General features: G+C 72.7%; 20 protein-coding genes. 16 read left to right on the top strand and 4 right to left on the bottom strand.

Annotated elements, in window-relative coordinates; all coding sequences use genetic code 11:
* Nucleotides 1–53 precede the first annotated feature (53 nt).
* The 6 genes from ACH499_RS19520 to ACH499_RS19495 all read left to right on the top strand — a co-directional run bounded on the left by ACH499_RS19520 (nt 54) and on the right by ACH499_RS19495 (nt 4,604).
* Nucleotides 54–308, top strand: coding sequence for a MoaD/ThiS family protein (locus tag ACH499_RS19520; RefSeq protein ID WP_365596559.1), 255 nt, complete (start codon nt 54–56; stop codon nt 306–308).
* A 2-nt stretch (nt 309–310) separates the two neighbouring features.
* Nucleotides 311–1,756, top strand: a complete 1,446-nt coding sequence (locus ACH499_RS19515) for a hypothetical protein (RefSeq protein ID WP_399017148.1) — start codon at nt 311–313, stop codon at nt 1,754–1,756.
* A gap of 162 nt (nt 1,757–1,918) precedes the next feature.
* Nucleotides 1,919–2,650: a DUF2993 domain-containing protein gene (locus tag ACH499_RS19510; protein ID WP_399017146.1), complete on the top strand. Its 732-nt coding sequence runs from the start codon at nt 1,919–1,921 to the stop codon at nt 2,648–2,650.
* A 423-nt stretch (nt 2,651–3,073) separates the two neighbouring features.
* On the top strand, nt 3,074–3,919 hold the full coding sequence (locus tag ACH499_RS19505) for a sulfurtransferase (RefSeq protein ID WP_399017144.1): 846 nt from the start codon (nt 3,074–3,076) through the stop codon (nt 3,917–3,919).
* Between the two features lie 40 nt (nt 3,920–3,959).
* Nucleotides 3,960–4,247 carry a DUF1416 domain-containing protein gene (locus tag ACH499_RS19500; protein ID WP_004986406.1) on the top strand — a complete coding sequence of 96 codons (288 nt, stop codon included), beginning with the start codon at nt 3,960–3,962 and terminating at the stop codon, nt 4,245–4,247.
* 96 nt (nt 4,248–4,343) lie between these two features.
* Nucleotides 4,344–4,604 carry a DUF3099 domain-containing protein gene (locus ACH499_RS19495; protein ID WP_356204343.1) on the top strand — a complete coding sequence of 87 codons (261 nt, stop codon included), beginning with the start codon at nt 4,344–4,346 and terminating at the stop codon, nt 4,602–4,604.
* A 12-nt stretch (nt 4,605–4,616) separates the two neighbouring features.
* Here ACH499_RS19495 and ACH499_RS19490 read toward each other — a convergent pair whose 3' ends face one another.
* Entirely contained in the window at nt 4,617–4,979 is a 363-nt protein-coding gene (locus tag ACH499_RS19490) for a DsrE family protein (protein WP_356204345.1), read from the bottom strand.
* Nucleotides 4,980–5,130: 151 nt separating this feature from the next.
* Between ACH499_RS19490 and ACH499_RS19485 the strand changes: the two genes are divergently transcribed.
* From ACH499_RS19485 to ACH499_RS19460, 6 genes are all read left to right on the top strand, one after another.
* The gene (locus ACH499_RS19485; RefSeq protein WP_399017141.1) at nt 5,131–6,024 is read left to right on the top strand and encodes a hypothetical protein; all 894 of its coding nucleotides are present in this window, start codon (nt 5,131–5,133) and stop codon (nt 6,022–6,024) included.
* Complete coding sequence (locus ACH499_RS19480; protein WP_399017139.1) at nt 6,021–6,872, top strand: hypothetical protein; 852 nt, start codon at nt 6,021–6,023, stop codon at nt 6,870–6,872. Before ACH499_RS19485 ends, ACH499_RS19480 begins: the two co-directional genes overlap by 4 nt.
* An 8-nt stretch (nt 6,873–6,880) precedes the next feature.
* Nucleotides 6,881–7,714 carry a hypothetical protein gene (locus ACH499_RS19475; protein ID WP_399017202.1) on the top strand — a complete coding sequence of 278 codons (834 nt, stop codon included), beginning with the start codon at nt 6,881–6,883 and terminating at the stop codon, nt 7,712–7,714.
* Between the two features lie 232 nt (nt 7,715–7,946).
* Complete coding sequence (locus tag ACH499_RS19470) at nt 7,947–8,522, top strand: FABP family protein (protein WP_399017137.1); 576 nt, start codon at nt 7,947–7,949, stop codon at nt 8,520–8,522.
* Between the two features lie 15 nt (nt 8,523–8,537).
* Nucleotides 8,538–8,975: a transcriptional repressor gene (locus ACH499_RS19465; protein ID WP_356204354.1), complete on the top strand. Its 438-nt coding sequence runs from the start codon at nt 8,538–8,540 to the stop codon at nt 8,973–8,975.
* 9 nt (nt 8,976–8,984) lie between these two features.
* The gene (locus ACH499_RS19460) at nt 8,985–9,950 is read left to right on the top strand and encodes a folate-binding protein (RefSeq protein WP_356204355.1); all 966 of its coding nucleotides are present in this window, start codon (nt 8,985–8,987) and stop codon (nt 9,948–9,950) included.
* A 26-nt stretch (nt 9,951–9,976) separates the two neighbouring features.
* Here the strand turns inward: ACH499_RS19460 and dtd are convergent, their stop codons facing one another.
* On the bottom strand, nt 9,977–10,402 hold the full coding sequence (gene dtd / locus ACH499_RS19455) for a D-aminoacyl-tRNA deacylase (RefSeq protein WP_365596581.1): 426 nt from the start codon (nt 10,400–10,402) through the stop codon (nt 9,977–9,979).
* 170 nt (nt 10,403–10,572) lie between these two features.
* Here dtd and ACH499_RS19450 point away from each other — a divergent pair, with 170 nt between their 5' ends.
* From ACH499_RS19450 to ACH499_RS19440, 3 genes are all read left to right on the top strand, one after another.
* Nucleotides 10,573–11,217 carry an aerial mycelium formation protein gene (locus ACH499_RS19450; protein WP_399017134.1) on the top strand — a complete coding sequence of 215 codons (645 nt, stop codon included), beginning with the start codon at nt 10,573–10,575 and terminating at the stop codon, nt 11,215–11,217.
* A 91-nt stretch (nt 11,218–11,308) separates the two neighbouring features.
* Nucleotides 11,309–12,286, top strand: a complete 978-nt coding sequence (locus tag ACH499_RS19445) for an asparaginase (RefSeq protein WP_399017132.1) — start codon at nt 11,309–11,311, stop codon at nt 12,284–12,286.
* 73 nt (nt 12,287–12,359) lie between these two features.
* Nucleotides 12,360–13,643 (top strand): GNAT family N-acetyltransferase, encoded by a 1,284-nt coding sequence (locus ACH499_RS19440; protein ID WP_399017130.1) that lies wholly within the window; start codon nt 12,360–12,362, stop codon nt 13,641–13,643.
* A gap of 141 nt (nt 13,644–13,784) precedes the next feature.
* Here ACH499_RS19440 and ACH499_RS19435 read toward each other — a convergent pair whose 3' ends face one another.
* Complete coding sequence (locus ACH499_RS19435) at nt 13,785–13,970, bottom strand: hypothetical protein (RefSeq protein WP_365596591.1); 186 nt, start codon at nt 13,968–13,970, stop codon at nt 13,785–13,787.
* Between the two features lie 190 nt (nt 13,971–14,160).
* On the opposite strand from ACH499_RS19435, the gene ACH499_RS19430 reads away from it, so the two are divergent.
* Complete coding sequence (locus ACH499_RS19430; RefSeq protein ID WP_365596594.1) at nt 14,161–15,069, top strand: GntR family transcriptional regulator; 909 nt, start codon at nt 14,161–14,163, stop codon at nt 15,067–15,069.
* A 48-nt stretch (nt 15,070–15,117) separates the two neighbouring features.
* On the opposite strand, the gene ACH499_RS19425 is transcribed toward ACH499_RS19430, so the two are convergent.
* Complete coding sequence (locus tag ACH499_RS19425) at nt 15,118–15,306, bottom strand: hypothetical protein (RefSeq protein WP_356204364.1); 189 nt, start codon at nt 15,304–15,306, stop codon at nt 15,118–15,120.
* Nucleotides 15,307–15,382: the final 76 nt, after the last annotated feature.

Here is a 15,382-nt window from a genome sequence, read left to right as displayed (position 1 = left end):
GTTCACTGCCGATCGGCACCGACGCCGATCGGCTCCGGCGACGAAGGATCCAGATGGCAAAGGTCACGGTGCGCTACTGGGCCGCCGCGAAGGCCGCGGCAGGCGTGGCCGAGGAGTCGTACGAGGCGGACACGCTCGCCGACGCGCTCCACGCGGTGCGCGAGAGCCACCCCGGCGAACTCACGCGCGTGCTGCTGCGCTGCTCGTTCCTCGTCGACGGCGACCCCGTGGGCAAGCGCGCGCACGAGACGGTCCCGCTGACCGACGGCGGCACGGTCGAGGTGCTCCCGCCCTTCGCGGGAGGGTGACGATGACCGACCAGCCGTATCGGCCCCACGGGGGCCACGAGGGGTACGACGCCCAGGTGTGGCCCGGCGGGCACCAGCAGGGCGGCCAGGGGTACGACGACCCGGACGCCGGCCAGCACACGCAGCAGTGGCAGGGCCAGACCTGGGAGACACAGCTCCAGCCGCCGGTCTCCGCGGAGGAGACGGCGTACCTGCCCCCGCTGGGGGACGACGCGTACGGCGGCGGGCCGGGGGCGCAGGCGTACGCCCAGCCGCAGCAGCAGTACCAGCCGCAGTCCCAGCAGGCGCGGCAGCAGCCGCAGTACCAGCCGCAGCCCGAGTCGCAGCAGCAGCAGGCTCAGCCCCAGCAGCAGCAGTACCACCAGCAGCCCGGGCAGTACCACCAGCAGCCGCAGCCCCATCAGGCACAGACGGCGTACCCGCAGCAGCCGCAGCCCCACGAGGCACAGGCGGCGTACCGGCAGCAGCCGCAGCCCCACGAGGCACAAGCGGCGTACCGGCAGCAGCCGCACACGTACGCCTCCCAACCCCAGCCGTACGCACAGCCTCACCACCAGCCCCAGCGCCAGCCCCAGCAGTACGAGCCCCCCGCGGCCCCCGTCGCCCGAGCGGCCACCACAGCCCCTGCGGCCCCCACCACCCCCGCCGCCACGGACGAACCGGAGTACGGACCGGCCACCCTCGCCGGCAACTCCCGGATCACCGACGCGCAGCGGGCCCGCGCCGAGGGGCGTTCGCCGATCATCGACCCGGGCATGCAGCCGGCCCTGCTCACCGCGCTGCTCGGGCTGCTGCTCGCCGGCGCGGCCGCGGTCGGCACGTACGCGCTGCTCGTCCCGCTGGTCGCCCTCCAGGCCGTCACCGCGGCGGGCTGGTTCCGGCTGAACGGCATGTGGCCCGCCCGGCAGGGCATCGCCCTGGGCTTCGCGGGCGCGCTGGCCGCGGACGCGGCGGCGCTGGCGTCGGACCGCTCCCCGGCGGCGCTCCTCGGCACGCTCGGCGTGTGGGTGCTGCTCTCCCTCGTCCTTCAGCTCAGGTCGCACGCCGACCCGGACGAGCGGATGTACGGCCTGATGGCGACGGTGGTCGCGGCAGCCCTGGCCGTCGTCGCGGGCGGCTACCTGGTGGCCGGCGCCGAGGCCGTGACGGTCGGCGCGGCCGCGGTGGCGGTCGCCGTCGTGGCCCGCGCGCTGCCGCTGCCGACGCCCGCCTCCGTGGCCGTCGCGCTGATCGCGGCGGCCGGAGCCGGGTTCGCGGCCGGTGCGATGACGGACATCGGCTCGTCGGGGGCGCTGCTCGGCGCGGGCGCGGCGGTGTGCGCGCTGATCGGGCACCGGGTCGCGGCCTACGACTACCCGTCCCGGTTCGTGCACTTCACGGCGGGCGTGGCGCTGCCGCTCGCGGCCTCGGCCCCGGCGGTGTATCTGCTCGGCAGGGTGTTCGACTAGGAGCCGCCGGGGTCCGCGCGGCCCGCCCGCGCCGCGTTCCCGGCCTGTCACAGGTGATCGACAAAACCCCGGCGGCCGTCCTCCCCCGCGTTACGCTCGCGCTGGACGGCCGCCGGTCGTCGCGGACCGCTGTCGTTGACGCCTACTGGTGGGAACCCTCGCATGCGCGCACTGCGAATACTGTTGGTCGTCGTCGTGATCCTGGGCGGGCTCTTCGTGATCGCGGACCGGATCGCGGTCGCCTTCGCGGAGAACGAGGCGGCGGACAGACTGCGCACCACCGAGAACCTGTCCTCGACGCCGGACGTGTCCATCAACGGCTTCCCCTTCCTGACCCAGGCCGCCGCCGGCGAGCTGGACGACGTCGAGGTCGCCATGGAGGACTACGAGGCGGGCGACGGCGCGGAGAAGGTCCGCATCGCCGACCTGCGGGCCCACCTGAAGGGTGTCGAGTTCTCCGGCGACTTCTCCTCCGCCACCGCGGCCACGGCCACCGGCACCGCGACGATCGGCTACGACGAACTGATGAAGGCCGCCAAGTCCGAGCCCACGGACATCGCGCCGGGCGTCACCGCGCAGGTCGTGGGCCTCTCCGACGGCGGCAACGGAAAGATCAAGGTGGCGCTCCAGGCCACGGTCTTCGGCATCGAGCTGCCCCGGCCGGTCGACGTCCTCAGTTCGGTCGCGGTCAAGGACGACAAGGTCGAGGTCGTCGCCGACGGGCTGCCGAAGATAGCGGGGCGGCAGTTCGCCGAGTCCCGGCTGCGGGCCATAACCGACTTCCAGCAGACCATCGAGAAGCTGCCCGGCGACATCGAGCTGGACAAGGTGGAGGCGGCGAAGGACGGCGTCGAGATCTCGGTGAAGGGTTCGGACGTCAGGCTGGCCGGGTAGACGGGGGCCGACCCCCGAATCACCCGGACAGGACGCGAAAGTCCGACAGGCGAGACGGTGACGTCCGTACCGCAGATGGGACGCGGTGCGCGACGGCCCGGGGACCGCTCGGCGCAGCCCCGCGAAGCACGCTTATCCCGAATGACGGACGATCCCGTCTCATCATGCGACATGCCGGTGACATGGCCCGCCTTCCGTCCCTACGATCGGGCCTTATGAAGCGACAGGCGGACCTCACGAAGCGGCGGGCAGTGGACCTCTGCCGCGTTGCCGCCATGCTCTGTCGCACCTTCTGAGCGGACGGCGCCGCCGCCGTTCCCTTCCCCTCACCGCCCTGCTGCCCAGGGCACCCGCGCGCCGCCCCGGCATGCGCGCACACCGTCTCACCGCACGCCCCGCCGCAACTGCCCCGGAGGAGAAAGCATGAGCCGCAGCGACGTCCTGGTCGACGCCGACTGGCTGCAGGACCACCTGGACGACCCGACCATCGCGATCGTCGAGGTGGACGAGGACACGTCCGCGTACGACAAGAACCACATCAAGAACGCGATCCGGATCGACTGGACGCAGGACCTCCAGGACCCGGTCCGCCGCGACTTCATCGACCAGGAGGGCTTCGAGAAGCTCCTGTCGGAGAAGGGCATCTCCAACGACCACACCGTCGTCCTCTACGGCGGCAACAACAACTGGTTCGCGTCCTACGCCTACTGGTACTTCAAGCTGTACGGCCACGACAACGTCAAGCTCCTCGACGGCGGCCGCAAGAAGTGGGAGCTGGACGCCCGCGAGCTGGTCGACGGCACCGACGTGCCCGAGCGCCCGGCGACCCAGTACAAGGCCAAGCCGCAGGACACCTCGATCCGTGCCTTCCGCGACGACGTCGTCGCCGCGATCGGTGCGCAGAACCTCGTCGACGTCCGCTCGCCCGACGAGTTCTCCGGCAAGCTGCTCGCCCCGGCCCACCTGCCGCAGGAGCAGTCGCAGCGTCCGGGCCACGTCCCGTCCGCGCGCAACATCCCGTGGTCGAAGAACGCCAACGACGACGGCACCTTCAAGTCGGACGAGGAGCTGAAGCAGCTCTACACCGACGAGCAGGTCGACCTGTCCAAGGACACCATCGCCTACTGCCGCATCGGTGAGCGCTCCGCCCTGACCTGGTTCGTGCTGCACGAGCTGCTGGGCGTGGAGAACGTCAAGAACTACGACGGCTCCTGGACCGAGTACGGCTCCCTCGTCGGCGTGCCGATCGAGCTCGGCCCCGCCAAGTAAGCCACCCGACCGACCTTTCCCAACCCCTCAGGAGTACGACATGTGCGGAGCGAAGGCCGGCGGCCCCGACGCCTCGACGATCAAGCCCGGTGAGACCACCATCCAGGGTCAGGTGACCCGTGACGGCGAGCCGGTGACGGGCTACGTCCGTCTGCTGGACTCCACCGGCGAGTTCACGGCGGAGGTCCCGACCTCCGCGACGGGCCAGTTCCGCTTCTACGCGGCCGAGGGCACCTGGACCGTGCGCGCGCTCGTCCCCGGCGGCACCGCCGACCGCACGGTCGTCGCCCAGCAGGGCGGGCTGGCGGAGGTCGCGATCGCCGTCTGACGGCGGGCGCGGCACACGACGGCCGAGGGGCCGCACCCACCGGGTTGGACGCCTGGGGTGCGGCCCCTTCGGTGTGCCCGGACCTACCCTGGACGTATGTACGCACGGAGGCGGCGCGTCTACTTCGTGATGATGGGCATCTGCATCGCGCTGTTCGTCCTGGCCTGGGGAGTCGTCCGCCTCTGGTCGGTCCCGGCGGCCGTGGGCATGTGCGTGGTGGCCATGGTCATCCCACCGCTGGCCGCGATGGTCGCCAACCGCCGCGGTCCCGACGACCGCTGGTGGGACGATCCCTCGGGCGACGCCAAGTCCGACGAGTGGTGGGACGAACTGGACGGCAAGCGCCGGGGTCGCTGAATCCGCCCCGGCTCAGTACACGAGCGCCTGCGTGTCGTCCGCGAGGGACTCCTGCACGAAGACCTGCGCGCCCGCGATCCGCACGCCCTCGATGACGTCCTTCTCGGTGATGTCGCGGCGGGCCGCGCACTGGGTGCACAGGGTCAGCCTGCCGCCCGCGAGGATCGCGTCGAGCAGGTCCGGCAGCGGGGCGGCGTGCGGCAGCTCGAACTCGGCGGCGCGGCCCGGCAGGGCGAACCAGGCGGACTCGCCGGTCAGCCACAGCGACACGTCGACCCCGCTGGCCACGGCCACCGCCGCGACCGTGAACGCCTGAGAACACCGCTCGGGCGCATCGGCCCCCGCCGTCACCTTGATCACGAGCTTCTTCGCCATGTCGGAATCGTAATCAACCCCGCCGCAACCCCGGGCCCCGCCCGTAGGTCTCTTGATCGCGCGCATACGGAATGCGCGCGTTCGCGTTCTGTGGGGGGACGTCTTGGAAGTGGAGCCGGAAAGACTCGCGGCAGCCGCCGCGCCGACACCGATGGAGGACCGCACGCCGCCGCCCGAGCTCGTGCCGTCCGAGCCCGTGCCGACGGAGCACCAGGGTCCGCCGGAGGAGCCCACGCCGGTGGAGGACCGGGAGCGGCCGCAGGAGCCCACGGCGGCGGACGAACCCGCGGTACGGGACGAACCCGCGCCGCCGGGGGAAGCGGGCCCGTCCGGGGCGGCGCCCCGGCGACGCGGCCGTACCGTCCCGCTCGTCGCCGCCGCCGCGGCCCTGGGCCTGATCGCCGGCGCGTGCGCCGGATTCCTCGTGCAGGCGGGCAGGGAGCCGACGAAGCTGCCGCCGTTGTCGCAGGCCGAGCTCGTACGCGGTGAGGACGACCCGCCGAAGCCGCTCACGGCCGCCGAGGACCGCCGGGTGCGTACCGAGGGCGACCTGCGGGACCTGCTGCTGAAGAAGCCGCGCGGGGCCGAGAAGGCCGACTGGCTGGAGGGCTCCGACGGCTGGATGGACCTCTCTGTCTACACCTCGCTGTACACGGACCCACGGGGGGTGTTCGAGCATCTGCTCCGCAGGGAGTTCCGCCGGGCCGCCATCACCGGCTGGGAGGCCGCCGGCGGGTACTCCGTGGAGATCCGGCTGGTCCAGTACCGGCAGGAAGAGGTCCTCGGCGCTGCCGGGGCCTACGAGGGCAGCCAGCTTTCGGTGCGGGACGAAGGCGCCGAGGACTGGGAGATCCCCGGCACCGGGAGCGGCCGGGTGTTCGTCCACAGCCGGCCCCTCGACCGTCGTGGCTCCGTGGCCCTCTACACGGCCGAGGCGTACGCCCGGCGCGGCGACATCGCCATGGAGATCGGGGTGAGCGGAACCAGGCGGATCGACAAAGAGGTGATCATGGACCTGGCCGAGCGGCAGTTGGAGCGGCTGTGAACGAGAACCAGGACGACGCCATGCCCACGGCCTCCTCCGCCCCGGACACCGCTTCTTCCGACCTCGCGGACGAGAACGTCACGAAGCCTCCTGCGCCCGGACGGAGGAGCCGCCGCCGGGTCGCTGCCGTCACGGGTGCCCTGCTGCTGAGCGCCGCCGTCGTCGGGGCCGTCGGGTACACCGTCGCAGCCGTCGCGGCCGCCGACCGGGACCCGGGTGCCCCCTCCTGGGCCCGCCCCGCACCCGCGGCGGACCACCCGGCGACGGCCGAGCCGACCGGGCTGGCCCGGACCCTCGTGCCCTACCGCCCCGACAACTGGTCGCGCGGCCCCGACCTCGGGGAGTTCGGTTCGGACGTCACGCTGAGCGGCGGTCGGACGACCGCCCTGCTCAAGGAGTCGCTGGCCGGACTCCCCCGAACGCAGCGCAAGCGACTGGAGAAGGAGATCGACCGCAGGCCCGTCAAGGAGATGGCGATGCACAGCTACGCCTTCACGGGCGGGGAACACGCCGATCGCGTGGCGGGCGTGGCCACCCTGACCCTCGTACTGGTGCGCATGGAGGACCAGGCGACCGCCCGCGCCTCGGCGGAGCGCCGGAAGGCGTTCCTGGACGCCTCGGACGACGTCCGCGACGGCCCGGAGATCGAGGGCCACGAGAACGCCGCATGCTTCCACCTGCCCCTCCGCTCCGACGACGACCTCGACTCGATGTACTGCTCCGCCCACCTGGGGGACATCGCGATCGCCGCCACGGCCGAGGGGCTGCAGCCGTTCGACTCCGAGGGCGTCGCCGCTCTGCTGAAGGACCAGCTCGACCGCATCGTCGAACCCGGGGAGTCCGTGTGACCGAGCAGATGGCCCCACCCGCCCTGCCGCCCCTGCCCGGCGTCCCGCCTCCCGACGCGTCGTCGGCTCCGGCGGGCAAGGACCGCCGGGCCCTGCGCGCCGTGCTCCGCTGGACCGCGGCCGTCGCCGTCTTCGCGGCGGTCGGGTCGGCGACGGCGTACGGCATCACCCGGATGGAGCGGACGGACGTGCCCGGACTGGCGACCGCGTCGGACGGGCGCTGGGAGTACCCGCCGCTCACCGCGGCGCCACTGCCGTCCGGCAGTCCGGGACCGCTGGCCGAGTCCAACAGGGCAGGCGCCCACTACGCCGATCTCCGGGCTCTGCTCCTGCCGGCGCCCGAGGGGGCGACGGCGGACCGGGCGCTGCGCGGCAAGGACGGCTGGCTGCCGACGGACACGTTCCTCGCGGAATACGGGGACGAGTACGCACGCGACGAGCTGCGGCAGACGCTCGTCGACGCGGGGCTGCGCCACATCGCCGCCCGCGGCTGGACCACCTCCGACGGGACGCACACGCGGATCTACCTGCTCAGGTTCGGCACGGCGGCCGTCGTGGACAACCTGCTCACCATGCGGGTGGCGCCGTACGACGAGCCGGCCTACGCCGTGCGCGGTACGGAAGAGGTCGAGCCCGACGAGGACTTCCCGGAGGCGGTGCTGTCCGAGGACGTGCTGTCCTCCGTCTACACCGAACCCGAGCCCTACGGCGGTGAACAGGTCCGTGAGGCGTACCTCGGCGCCGGTGACGTCCTGGCGGTGGTGCTGCAGAGCCGCGAGGGCGGAGCCCGGGAGGTGCCCTTCCGGCAGACGGTGGCCCTGCAGACCCGACTGCTCCTCTGACCGCCCGGCGTACCTCACAGGCGCCCCCGGAGCCCGGCCGCGTAAGCTGGGCTCCGGCCCCTGTGCACACAGCGCACGCACCGCACCCCGCTCAATCGAGGAGCACCCGTGGAGATCTTCTTCGAAACCCTGCTGGTCCTGGTCTGCGTCGGCGTCCTCGCCTTCGCCGGACTGACCGTGAAGAAGCTGTACCAGGGCCAGCGCTGACCCCCCACGCCAGGAAGTTCTGCTCATGATCGAGATCCCGTCCGACCTCCACAAGGACCTCGTCCCGCTCGCCTTCCTGCTCGGCAACTGGGCCGGCGCGGGCGTGCACGACTTCCCCGGCGCCGAGAAGTGCAACTTCGGCCAGGAGGTCTCCTTCTCCCACGACGGCCGTGACTTCCTCGAGTACCAGTCCCACACCTGGGTCCTGGACCAGGACGGCAACAAGGTCCGTCCCCTGGAGTCCGAGCACGGCTTCTGGCGCATCGACGGGCGGCGCAAGGTCGAGGTCACGATGACCCGCGACGACGGCGTCATCGAGATCTGGTACGGCGAATTGGCGGACCAGAAGCCGCAGATCGACCTGGTGACCGACGCCGTGGCCCGCACCGCCGCCTCGCAGCCCTACACCGGCGGCAAGCGGCTGTACGGCTACGTGAAGAGCGACCTGATGTGGGTCGGCGAGAAGCAGACCCCCGAGGTCGAGCTGCGCCCCTACATGTCGGCGCACCTGAAGAAGGTCGTCACGCCGGAGGAGGTCGAGCGCTGGGCCAAGGCCCTGCCCGACGACATGCCCGACGACGGGATCGCTTTCTTCAAGTAGTCCTAGACTCGTGGTGTGGTGAGCACCGACTGGAAGAGCGACCTCAGGCAGCGCGGCTACCGGCTGACCCCGCAGCGGCAGCTCGTGCTCGAAGCCGTCGACACCCTGGAACACGCGACCCCCGACGACATCCTCGGCGAAGTGAGGAAGACGGCGTCGGGGGTCAACATTTCCACCGTCTACCGGACGCTGGAGCTGCTGGAGGAGCTGGGGCTCGTCTCGCACGCCCATCTGGGGCACGGGGCGCCCACCTACCACCTGGCCGACCGGCACCACCACATCCACCTGGTCTGCCGGGACTGCACCAGCGTGATCGAGGCCGACCTGTCGGTGGCCGCCGAGTTCACCGCCAAGCTGCGCGAACAGTTCGGCTTCGACACGGACATGAAGCACTTCGCGATCTTCGGCCGGTGCCGGGACTGCGCCCGGAAGGGCCCGTCCGCCGAGTCGTAGGCTAGGCATATGAAGAGCCCCCTGCTGGCCCTGCCCGGAGCCGTCCCCGCCGAGGGCGTGGACGAAGGCGTCGCCGCCCACTACGGCGACCTGTTCCGCGAGCAGCGCGCCCTCGCCGACGGCACCGGATTCGTCGACCTCTCCCACCGCGGTGTCGTCACCGTCACCGGGGAGGACCGGCTGAGCTGGCTGCACCTGCTGCTCACCCAGCACGTCAGCGACCTGCCGGCCGGCCGGGCGACGGAGGCCCTGATCCTCTCCGCCAACGGCCACATCGAGCACGCCCTGTACCTTGTGGACGACGGTGAGACCGTCTGGGCCCACGTGGAGCCCGGCAGCCAGGAGGCGCTGATCGCCTACCTGGAGTCGATGAAGTTCTTCTACCGGGTCGAGGTCGCCGACCGCACCCCCGACATCGCGGTCGTGCACCTGCCGGCCGGTTCCATCACCGCGGCCCCCGAGGGCGCCGTGGTGCGCGAGACGCCGTACGGCCGTGATCTGTTCCTGCCGCGCGGGGAGTTGGAGGCGTTCGCCGCCGAGGCCGGTCCGCCGGCCGGGATCCTCGCCCACGAGGCGCTGCGCGTCGAGCAGCACCGGCCCCGCCTCGGCTTCGAGACCGACCACCGGACCATCCCGCACGAGCTGGGCTGGATCGGCACCGCCGTCCATCTCCAGAAGGGCTGCTACCGCGGGCAGGAGACGGTCGCCCGCGTGCAGAACCTCGGCAAGCCGCCGCGCCGGCTGGTCTTCCTGCACCTCGACGGCAGCGAGGTCCACCTGCCCGGCCCCGGCGCCGAGATCCGCCTCGCGGACGACGGTCCCGACGGCCGGAAGATCGGTTTCGTTACCACGTCCGTACGCCACCACGAGCTGGGCCCGGTCGCCCTCGCCCTGGTCAAGCGCAACGTGCCGGTGGACGCCCGGCTGCTGGCCGAGAACACGGCCGCGGCCCAGGAGACGGTCGTCGAGCCGTAGGGGGCCCGGGGCCCGCCGGACGGGCCCTAGACCTCGACCAGCACCGTGAACGGGCCGTCGTTCGTCAGCGACACCCGCATCTGCGCGCCGAAGCGGCCCGTCGCCACCGTCGCGCCGAGCGAGCGGAGCCGGGCCACGACCTCGTCGACCAGCGGCTCGGCGACATCGCCGGGCGCGGCGGCGTTCCAGGTGGGACGGCGGCCCTTGCGGGCGTCGCCGTACAGCGTGAACTGGCTGATCACCAGCAGCGGGGCGTCGATGTCGCTGCACGACCTCTCGTCGTGCAGCACCCGCAGCGACCAGAGCTTGCGGGCGAGCTGCGCCGCCTTCTCCTTGGTGTCCTCGTGGGTCACGCCGACCAGGACGCACAGGCCCTCGCCCTCGATCGCCCCGACCGTCTCGCCGTCCACGACGACGCTCGCGCCGTCCACCCTCTGCACCACCGCACGCATGCCGCCATGATGCCGTGCCGCTCCGACAGCCCCGAGGGCGGGCCGTACGGGGCCTTCTTTTCGCTCCGTAACCCCCCATCTGGGGCCGATCGGGGGCACTCGGTCACATAGCGGCCACTTGGGGTGGCACGATGCTCCCCAGACGCCGGTCGAGGGGACGGTTGAGGGATATGAGCACACCGAGTACGGGGCAGCCTCCTGGGACTGTCGCGTGGACCTGTCCGCAGGGCCTGGAGCCGCCCCGGGCGCCCGTGCAGCGCACGGACAGCCCCGAGCTGCCTCCCGGGCCCGCGGAGCACGACCTGCCCGTGCTGAGCCTGCCCGCGCTGCGCACCCTGCGCCGGGACGCCCAGCGCGAGGAGGCCGACCTCAGCTATGTGCGGCGGCTGCTCCAGGGGCGGATCGACATCCTGCGGGCCGAGCTGGCCCGGCGCGGCCCGGCGTCCGGCGCGGACCGGGCGGACCGGGGAGCGGCGCCGGCCCGGTCCGTGGCGTCGGTCGTGGAGCGGCTGTCGGAGATCCTGACCGACGGCCCGGCCCGGCACCGGTCCTCCGCCCGCCACGTGACACTCGGCACACCGCGCAGCGAGGAGGGGCGCAGGCTGGCCGCGGAGATGCTGGGCGAGGTGGAGCTGTCCGACCTGACGGCACGCACCGATCCCGAGCTGAACGCCGCGATGTGCCGCCTGGTCCGCTACGAGCAGCAGGTCTCCCGGCGGCGGCAGCGGCTCCAGCGCACCGCCGACGACTGCAGCGCGGAAATCGCACGCCGGTACCGTGAGGGGGAAGCACAAGTCGACGACCTGCTCGTGTGACGCGCGGAGCGGCCCTTGGACGCCGCCCCGCGGGACCCGGAGACCCCGGGCCGTCACGGTGGCGGGTCGTCCGTTCGGAAGGCCACCGCCGATGCCCGCGTCCCCGTCCACGTCCGCGCTCTCGCCCGTCGTCCCGCCCGTCCTCGCCGAGGTCGTCCGGTCCGGCTTCGTCGAGGGGCGGCACCGGGGCAGCCTGGTCGTCCTGGGCGCCGACGGGGCCGTGGAGCTGGCGCTCGGCGAGGTGACGGCACCGGTCTTCCCGCGCTCCTCCAACAAGCCGATGCAGGCCGCGGGCGTGCTGCGGGCCGGCCTCGACCTCGAGGGGGAGCGGCTGGCGCTGGCCGCCGCGAGCCACTCGGGGGAGCCCTTCCACCGGGACCTGGTCCGCAAGATGCTCGACGAGTACGGCCTCGACCCGGCCCTGCTCCAGTGCCCCGCCGACCTGCCCCTCGACCCCGAGGAGCGGGACACGTACCTGGCGTCGGGCCAGGTGCCCGACCCGGTCACCATGAACTGCTCCGGCAAGCACACCGCGATGCTGGCCGTCTGCGCCCGGCGGGGCTGGCCGCTGGAGACCTACCTCGACGCGGACCACCCGCTCCAGCGGCTCATCCACAAGGTGGTGGAGGACGCGGCGGGCGAGCCGGTCGCCGCCGTCGGCACGGACGGGTGCGGGGCGCCGCTCATGGCGATCAGCCTGGTCGGGCTGGCCCGCGCCTTCCGCGCCTTCGTCGGCGCCGCGCCCGGTACGCCGGAGCGCCGGGTCGCCGACGCGATGCGCGCCCACCCCGAGTACGTCGCCGGCACCCGCCGCGCCGACACCTGGCTGATGCGCGACGTGCCGGGCACGCTCTCCAAGATGGGCGCGGAGGCCGTCCAGGCGGTGGCCCTGCCCGACGGCCGCGCCCTGGCCTTCAAGGTGGAGGACGGCGCCTCCCGCGCCCTCGGCCCGGTCCTGGCCCGCGCGCTGACCCTGCTGGGCGTGGACGCGCCGGTGGTCCGGCGCATCGGCAGCGCGCCGCTGCTGGGCGGCGGCCACGCGGTGGGGGAGATCCGCGCGGCGTTCTGAGGCGCGGGGCGCCCGCGGCGGCGGACGGGGAAATCCCGCGACGCCGGCGCGCCCCGCGACCTACCGTGAGCGCATGACCCGCCGCACCGACATCGACGTACGCCCCATCACGGAGGCCGAGTTCCCCGAGTGGAACCGGGCCCTGAACACCGGGTTCCTGCGTCCGCCCGCCGTCCCCGCCGATCAACTGGAGGCCCGCCGCCACCAGTTCGTCCCGGGGCGGCTGTTCGGCGCCTTCGACGGCGACCGCTGCGTGGCGACGTACCGGTCCTTCGACCAGGAGGTCACCGCCGTCGGCGGGGCGCCGGTCCGGGCGGACGCCGTCTCCAACGTCACCGTCACCCCGACCCACCGCCGCCGCGGTCTGCTGACCCGCATGATGGCGCGCGACCTGGCCGGGGCGAGGGAGCGCGGGGACGTCGTCGCCACCCTGATCGCCGCGGAGTACCGGATCTACGGCCGCTACGGCTTCGGTCCCGCCACCACCATGACCGAGTGGACCGTGGACGTGCCCCGGGCCGGTCTCGACCCGCGCTGGGCGGCCCCGGAGGACGGCGGCCGCATCGACCTCGTGGACGGCGAGGAGGTCCGCAAGCTGGGCCCCGGGCTGCACGAGCGGCTGCGCCGGACGCAGCCGGGCGCGGTCAGCCGGGCCGAGCTGTGGTGGCTGAGCCGCACCGGCGTCCTGGACGTCAACGGCACCCCCTGGACCGAGCCCTTCTACGCCGTGTACCGCTCGGCGGACGGCGAGGTCGAGGGCATCTGCTCCTACCGCGCCGACGACCGCTGGGGCGACGCCAAGCAGCCGTTGAACACGGCGACCGTCGACTGGCTGATCGGCGTGACCCCGGCCGCCGAGCGCGCCCTGTGGCGGTATCTGTGCTCGATCGACTGGATCACCGCCGTCAGGAGCGGCTGGCGCTCCCCCGACGACCTGCTCCCGCACGTCCTGCCGGACCCCCGGGCGGCGCGCATCACCACGCAGGCGGACTGGCTGTGGGTGCGGATCCTGGACGTCGTGAAGGCGCTCGAGGCGCGGACGTACGGCGCCGAGGGGACGCTGGTGCTGGAGGTCGCGGACGGATGGGACCTCACCGGCACGGGCGGCGGCAAGGGCCCGGCCGCCGGGCGCTGGCGGCTGGAGGCCTCGCCGTCGGGGGCGTCGTGCACGCCGACCACCGAGAGCCCGGGACTGGTCCTCGACGCGGCCGGGCTGGCGAGGCTGTGGCTGGGTGACGAGTCGGCCGTGCGGCTGACGGCGCTCGGGCAGGTCCGGGAAGAGCGAGCGGGCGCCGCCCGGTCGGCCGACGCCCTGCTGCGTACGTCCAGGCGTCCTTGGTGCCCGGACATGTTCTGAGGCAGCTCCCTTCTGCCGGCGGCGGGTGTGCGTGCATCCGTAGCTGGTGCTGTTCGGTTGTGGTTGTCGTGCGGTGGTACCGACTGGCGGGCGGGCTCCCGGCTCCCCTCCGGAGAGGAGCCCGGCCGGCAGTGCGTCGGCTCAGCCGGACTGGGCCAGCAGCATCACGAGGAGCACGGCGCCCGCACCGCCGATCGCGGTGTTCTTCGCCTTGATGCCGATGGACAGGGCGACGAACGCGATGATTCCCATCGGTCCGTACCTCCACTGCACCAACTGCTCGAACCCGATGGCCAGAGCGGCGACGACGATGGCGATGAGCGGCATGGTGGTCCTCCCTTCGGGCCGCCCCCGGGTGGGACGTGTCCCCTCTGCCGTGACCGTGGTGGCCAACCCTTCGAAGGTCCGACCACGTTGCCCAAGTTGGCAGCCAACTTCCCTGTACTTATCTCCGCTTGGAAGCGGCTCATAACCACCTTTCGCTGAACTGCCCAAAGATGGCGGGAAGTTGTAGGGTTTGGTCGTGGAGCGGGAACATGCCTCCGTCAACGGGCGGAAGAAGCCGCAGGAGCCTCCGAGAACCCATCGCGAGGTGGCGGACGAACTGCGGGCGCGGATCAGGTCCGGGGTGCTGCAGTCGGGCCGGCGCATGCCCACGCAGGCCCAGTTGGCCGAGGAGTTCGGCGTGGAGCGCGGCACCGTCCGCCAGGCCCTGCGCATCCTCCAGTCGGAGCACCTGCTCACCAATGTGTCCAAGGGGAGCCCGGCGACCGTCACGCCCGACCTCGACAGGGCGCTGACCGGGCCGGACGCGCTGCCGCTGCCGACCACGGCGGCCCTCAGTCCCCGGATCGCGGAGGCCTTCGCCGCGCCGCACGTCAGGATCGACGCGCTGTGCCTGACCTCGGTCTCCCTCACGCTCGCCATCGGCGAACCGCTGCGCCAGATCCACGCCGGGCGAAGGAAACCGGCCAAGGTCGACGTCCGCGTGCTGCTGCCCGGCAGGGACATCCCCCTCGCCTTCCCGGTGCCGGTGGCGGACCGCGGCGACGACGCGGTGCACGAGCGGTGGCTGGCCATGCGCAACGCCCAGGGCCAGGTGCTGCGGCACAGCCTGCTGGGGCTGCGGGCCACGCACGGGGTGGACGTGACCATCTCCTTCCGCGCACTGCCCTTCACCCCGCCGGTGAAGCTGTACGTGCTCAACGGCACGGAGGCGCTCTTCGCCTACTACACGCTCACCCGGCGCGAACAGGAGATCGGCCCCGAACAGGTGGAGATGTACGACGCGGACGGCATCCGCTCGACGCTGTTCGCCTTCCAGCGGGGGGCCGGCCCGCGTGGAACGGCGTTCGTGGAGCAGTCGCAGCGGTGGTTCGACGCGCTGTGGGAGACGATCAGCTCGGAGCTGGTGCTCACCGGCTGACCGCTCCCCGCGCCCCGGGCCGGCCGCGTGGGGCCGGTGGCCGGCCCCTCACAGGGCGGGCCCGGCGACCAGCAGCGCCAGCACCACCGCGCCGGCGGAGCTGACGGACGGGCTCTTGGCCTTGATGCCGATGGTGAGCAGGAGCAGGCCGACGATGCCGGTGGCGCCGTACTTCCACTGGACGAACTGCTCGAAGGCGACGACGAAGACCGCGGAGACGAGGGCGAGGACAGGCATGGTCTTTCCTCCTTCGGGAGCTTCGGAGGCTTCGGGAAGTGGTCTGGAGTTGCGAGGAAGGAGAACTTCCGCCAAC

It is taken from the genome of Streptomyces sp. NPDC018947 (assembly GCF_044390505.1).
Lineage (GTDB): Bacteria > Actinomycetota > Actinomycetes > Streptomycetales > Streptomycetaceae > Streptomyces.
This window is presented reverse-complemented; position numbering and strand designations above follow the sequence as displayed.